This window comes from Devosia insulae DS-56 (assembly GCF_000970465.2).
Classification (GTDB): domain Bacteria; phylum Pseudomonadota; class Alphaproteobacteria; order Rhizobiales; family Devosiaceae; genus Devosia_A; species Devosia_A insulae.
In genome coordinates this window covers 1-4,280 of record NZ_LAJE02000371.1, presented here as the reverse complement: position 1 = coordinate 4,280, position 4,280 = coordinate 1, and the positions used below count along the sequence as shown (strand labels likewise).

Genomic DNA, 4,280 nt, shown 5'->3' with positions numbered 1-4,280 from the left:
GGGGTGGGGGTCAGCCCGCACCAGCCTATCAGCACCCTGCAACCCAGCTCCATTCCCGAGCGTTTACTGCCGATCCCGCGACTGAACGCGGTTTCACATCGCGCAAAGCCATGCTCATCCACAGGGGTTAGGTCGAGGTTTGCGCAATGGCGGTGCTGCTGCTAGCCTTCCCAGAGAAAGGTTTTCCGCTTCGTCGCGCTGCCGCAACCTGCGGCTTCCTTGAGAATGCCGACTGAACAGGTAGAGTTACGGTAGTTGATCTTCACCAGGAGGACATGATGAAGAGAACGGCCAGAATTCTCGCGCTTGGCGGCCTTGCCGTGGCGCTCGCCTTCACCGGCGCAATCACAGCCCGCGCCCAGGATCAGACCCTGCTCAACGTCTCGTACGACCCGACGCGCGAACTCTACGCGCAGTTCAACGAGGCGTTCGCCAGGCACTGGAAAGACACCACCGGCGGCAACGTCACCATCGAGCAGAGCCATGGCGGCTCGGGCAAGCAGGCCCAGTCAGTGATCGACGGGCTTTCTGCCGATGTCGTCACCCTGGCGCTCGAAGGCGACATCAACGCCATCGCCGAGAAGTCGGGGCTGATTGACGCCAACTGGCGCGCCGAGTTCCCGCACAACTCGACGCCCTACACCTCGACCATCGTGTTCCTGGTCCGCGAGGGCAACCCCAAGGCCATCGCCGACTGGGGCGATCTGGTGAAGGAAGGCGTCGAAGTCATCACCCCGAACCCCAAGACTTCGGGCGGCGCGCGCTGGAACTATCTCGCGGCCTGGGCTTACGCCAACAAGGCGTTCGGCGGCGACGAAACCAGGAACACCGATTTCATCAAGCAGCTGTTCAGCCACGTGCCGGTGCTCGATACCGGCGCCCGCGGCTCGACCGTGACCTTCGCGCAGAAGGAACTGGGCGACGTGCTGCTGGCCTGGGAGAACGAGGCGTTCCTCGTGCTCGACGAATTCGGCGCCGACAATTTCGACGTGGTCCATCCGCCCTCGTCGATCCTCGCCGAGCCGCCGGTCGCCATCGTCGACAAGAATGTCGAGGCGCACGGCACCGCCGATCTCGCCAAAGCCTATATCGAGTACCTCTACTCCCCCGAGGGCCAGACGCTGGCGGCCAAGAACCACTACCGCCCGTCCGACCCCTCCATCGTCACCGACAAGGCGCTGGTCGAAGCCTTCCCAAAGATCGATCTGATCTCTATTGATGATCCGCTTTTCGGCGGCTGGAAGACGGCGCAGCCCAAGCATTTCGGGGATGGGGGCATCTTTGACCAGGTCTACACCCCTGCGCAATAATGCAGTGGCAGGGGCGCCTCGCGGCGCCTCCGGAAAGTCATCCCACCCCGCGCGAGCGGGGTGGAGCTTTGTAAAGCCCAGCGTCGTCCCGGGGTTCGGGCTGACCTTCGGCTACACCATCCTCTATCTCAGCCTGATCGTTCTGATCCCGATCGCCGGGCTGTTCCTCAAGGCGGCAACGACGCCGCTCGAGCAGATCATCAAGATCGCCACCTCGCCGCGCACCCTCAAGGCGCTGGAGGTGAGCTTCGGCTCGTCGCTGATCGCGGCGCTGGTCAACGTGGTGTTCGGCATCATCGTGGCCTGGGTGCTGGTGCGCTACAAGTTCCCCGGCCGGCGGCTGCTCGATGCCATCGTCGACCTGCCGTTCGCGCTGCCCACGGCAGTGGCGGGCATTGCGCTCTCGACGCTTTATGCCCCCAAGGGCTGGATCGGCTCGCTGTTCTCCGACAAGGGACCGCTGTGGCAGTGGTGGCACGGCCAGACCTGGCTGCCGTTCGGGCTCAGTGAGTTCTCGCTCAACTGGAAAATCGCCTATACCCCGACCGGTATCGTCATCGCGCTGATCTTCATCGGCCTGCCCTTCGTGGTGCGCACGGTGCAGCCGGTGCTGGAGGAGTTCGAACAGGAGCTCGAGGAAGCCGCTGCGACGCTCGGCGCCAACCGCTGGCAGACCATCACCAGCGTGATCCTGCCGCGCCTCACCCCGGCGCTGCTCACCGGCTTCGCGCTGGCCTTCGCCCGTGCCGTCGGCGAGTACGGCTCGGTGATCTTCATCGCCGGGAACCTGCCCAATATCTCGGAGATCGCCCCGGTGCTGATCGTCATCAAGCTCGAGGAGTTCGACCAGGCGGGGGCGGCGGTGATTGCCGGCATCATGCTGATCATCGCCTTCGTCATGCTGCTGGTGATCAACCTGATCCAGGCCTGGGCCCGGCGGAGGTTCGGCAATGTTTGAACCGGATGTCATCTACGACAGCCGGCGGCTGATCCCGCCGGAAGAGCACACCCGCCCGACCACCGAGCGGGTGTGGATCCGGCGGCTGTTGATCGGCATCGCCGTGGTGTTCATGGCGCTGGTGCTGGTGCTGGTGCTGCCGCTGGTGCTGGTGTTCACCGAAGCCTTCCGTAAAGGCGCCGAGACCTATTTCGCGGCATTCGCCGATCGCCAGTCGCAGCAGGCCATCGTGCTGACACTGCTGGTGGCGGTGATCGCGGTGCCGCTCAACCTGGTGTTCGGCATTGCTGCGGCCTGGTGCGTCGCCAAATACGAGTTCTGGGGCAAGAGCTTCCTCACCACGCTGATCGACCTGCCGTTCTCGGTATCGCCGGTGGTCTCGGGCATGGTCTATGTGCTGCTGTTCGGGGCGCAGAGTGCGCTCAGTCCGCTGCTCAAGGCCTACAATATCGAGATCATCTTCGCGGTGCCGGGCATCGTGCTCGCAACGATCTTCGTCACCTTCCCGTTCATTGCCCGCGAACTGATCCCGCTGATGCAGGATCAGGGCAATACTGACGAGGAAGCGGCTCTGTCGCTCGGCGCCACCGGCTGGCAGACCTTTACCCGGGTGACGCTTCCCAACATCAAATGGGGGCTGCTCTACGGCGTGCTGCTCTGCAATGCCCGCGCCATGGGCGAGTTCGGGGCAGTATCGGTGGTGTCGGGCCATATTCGCGGCAAGACCACGACCATGCCGCTCGACATCGAAATCCTCTACAACGAGTACAATTTCACCGCCGCCTTCGCCATCGCCTCGCTCCTTGCCTTGCTGGCGCTGGTGACGCTGGTGTTCAAAACCATCCTCGAGTACCGCTTCGGCGACGAACTCGCGGGCACCCGCCGACACTAGGCGAGCAGAAGAACTGAAAGGGCCTCCCAGTTTGGATATCCGCGTCGACACCGTCCGCAAGGAATTCTCGCATTACCCGGCGCTCAACGACGTGTCGCTCGAGGTCAAGTCGAGCGAACTGATCGCGCTCCTCGGGCCATCGGGCTCGGGCAAGACCACGCTGCTGCGGCTGATCGCCGGGCTCGAAATGCCGACCGCTGGCCGCATCTACTTCGGCGACGAGGATGCGTCGTCGAAGACGGTGCAGGAGCGCAATGTCGGTTTCGTGTTCCAGGCCTATGCGCTGTTCCGCAACATGACGGTGCTCGACAATATCTCGTTCGGGCTGAAGGTGCGGCCACGCGCTACCCGTCCGCCCAAGGCCGAGATCCGGCGCCGCGCCATGGAGCTGCTCGACCTGGTGCAGCTGAGCGGGCTCGAGAAGCGCTTCCCGCAGCAGCTCTCGGGCGGCCAGCGGCAGCGCGTGGCGCTGGCGCGGGCGCTCGCCATCGAGCCGCGCGTGCTGCTGCTTGACGAGCCGTTTGGGGCGCTCGATGCGCAGGTGCGCAAGGAGCTCCGCAAGTGGCTGCGCGAAATCCATGACCGGACCGGGCACACCACGGTGTTCGTCACGCACGACCAGGAAGAGGCGCTGGAGCTGGCCGACCGGCTGGTGGTGATGAGCCAGGGCAAGATCGAGCAGGTCGGCACGCCCGACGATGTCTACGATCGCCCGAACTCGCCCTTCGTCTTCTCGTTTATCGGCGAGTCGAGTTCGCTGCCGGTGACGGTGGAGAATCATGAGCTATGGGTCGGCGGCCGCGCCATCGGCCTGCCGGCGCCCAACGATGCGGTGGGCGAGGCCAACCTGTTCTTCCGGCCGCATGATGTCGAGCTGGTCGAGGACGGGGTAAGCGCCGCGCTTGCCGGGGTGGTCGTCGCCTCACGCCGGGTCGGCGGCACCCGCCGCGTCGAACTCGAGATCGGCGGGCTGCCGGAGCGCGTGGAAATCGACCTGCCATTCGACCACCCGGCCGGCGAAAGAACCCGCATCGCCTTCAGGCCGAAGCGCTGGCGGGTGTTTCCGGCGGCGGCCGTCTGACACGGTTAGGCCGGCGAGGGCTGACCCCCACCCCTGTCC

Annotated in this window: 4 protein-coding genes; all 4 read left to right on the top strand. The window is 64.8% G+C overall.

The features are described 5' to 3' along the window. Positions 1–278: 278 nt before the first annotated feature. From VW23_RS25090 to VW23_RS25075, 4 genes are read left to right on the top strand one after another with little or no spacing between them, the layout of a single operon-like run. A complete protein-coding gene (locus VW23_RS25090) occupies positions 279–1,310 on the top strand; it encodes a sulfate ABC transporter substrate-binding protein (protein WP_084646468.1) in 1,032 nt (343 codons plus the stop codon). Positions 1,311–1,314: 4 nt separating this feature from the next. Continuing rightward, entirely contained in the window at positions 1,315–2,268 is a 954-nt protein-coding gene (locus tag VW23_RS25085; RefSeq protein ID WP_069912216.1) for a sulfate ABC transporter permease subunit CysT, read from the top strand. Beyond that, complete coding sequence (gene cysW, locus VW23_RS25080; RefSeq protein ID WP_084646466.1) at positions 2,261–3,160, top strand: sulfate ABC transporter permease subunit CysW; 900 nt, start codon at positions 2,261–2,263, stop codon at positions 3,158–3,160. The genes VW23_RS25085 and cysW overlap by 8 nt, the downstream gene beginning before the upstream one ends. A gap of 31 nt (positions 3,161–3,191) precedes the next feature. Continuing rightward, the gene (locus VW23_RS25075) at positions 3,192–4,241 is read left to right on the top strand and encodes a sulfate/molybdate ABC transporter ATP-binding protein (RefSeq protein ID WP_069912215.1); all 1,050 of its coding nucleotides are present in this window, start codon (positions 3,192–3,194) and stop codon (positions 4,239–4,241) included. Positions 4,242–4,280: the final 39 nt, after the last annotated feature.